Below are 1347 nucleotides of genomic sequence, written 5' to 3' on the forward strand. Positions count from 1 at the left end.
GATAAGGTACAATAAGTTTCGCAAAAATAAAAAGAGACATGGCTTGCAGAACTCTGGTAGAATGAAGTCGCGACACACCATTCTGAAAGGAGCAAGCAAACCATGTCTGAAAAGATTGTACAGCTTAACGAGGAAGTAATCAAGGGACAGCTCAAGGATCTTGTGCGTGGCAGCGTAGAGGAGACTCTCAACGAGCTGCTGGAGGCCGAGGCGGAGAAACTGACTCAGGCGGCCCGATACGAGCGCAATGAGAAGCGTCAGGGCTATCGCAGCGGCCACTACAGGCGCAGCCTCACTACCACTTCCGGGGACGTTACCCTCAAGGTACCCAAGCTCAAAGGGATTTCCTTTGAGACCGCCATTATTGAGCGGTATCGCCGCCGTGAAAGCAGCGTAGAAGAAGCCCTCATCGAGATGTATCTGGCCGGTGTATCCGTCCGGCGTGTGGAAGACATTACAGAGGCGCTGTGGGGCAGCAAAGTGTCGCCCTCAACCATCAGTGAACTGAATAAGAAGGCATATGTCCACATTGAGGATTGGCGTAACCGCCCCTTACAGGGAGGGCATTACCCGTATGTCTATGTGGACGGCATCTACTTGCGTCGCAACTGGGGCGGAGAGTTTGAGAATGTGGCCATTCTGGTAGCGATTGCGGTAAATGAAGATGGATACCGTGAGGTTCTTGGGGCTGCCGAGGGCATGAAGGAGGACAAGGCTAGCTGGGTCAGCTTCTTTCAATGGCTGCGAGGCCGGGGCCTGGATGGAGTTAAACTGGTAGTTGGCGACAAGTGCCTGGGTATGCTGGAAGCTGTAGGAGAAGTGTTTCCAGAGGCCAAGTACCAGCGGTGTACTGTACACTTTTACCGCAATATCTTCTCTGTAACGCCTCGTTCCAAGGTGAAGCTGGTGGCCAAAATGCTCAAAGCGATCCATGCGCAGGAGAGCAAGAAAGCTGCCCGTGAGAAAGCCCGGGCCGTGGTAGAAGAACTGCGTTCCATGAAACTGAAAGAGGCTGCCAAGAAGGTGGAGGATGGCATTGAGGAAACGCTGACTTACTGCGATTTTCCCTGTGAACATTGGACCCGTATCCGTACTAATAACGTCATGGAACGGCTTAACCGGGAGATCCGCCGCCGTACCCGTGTGGTGGGCAGCTTCCCGGACGGCAACTCCGCCCTCATGCTGGTCTGTGCCCGGCTGCGCCATGTGGCCGGTACCCAGTGGGGCAACAAGAAGTACATGAACATGAAGCACCTACAGGCGGCTCTGGAGGATACCTCCATTGCTGGGTGACTTCACTCATATCAGGGCCTGCAAACCATTTTGCGAAAAATACTTGACACTACC

1 pseudogene is annotated in these 1347 nt (G+C 53.7%); it reads left to right on the forward strand.

Features of this window, described 5'->3' with window-relative positions:
• Positions 1–93: 93 nt before the first annotated feature.
• Positions 94–1293 (forward strand): annotated as a pseudogene (locus E0L13_RS11655) (IS256 family transposase); the annotation flags it as partial.
• Positions 1294–1347: the final 54 nt, after the last annotated feature.

This window comes from Megasphaera sp. SW808, from assembly GCF_012027795.1.
GTDB lineage: Bacteria > Bacillota > Negativicutes > Veillonellales > Megasphaeraceae > Megasphaera > Megasphaera stantonii.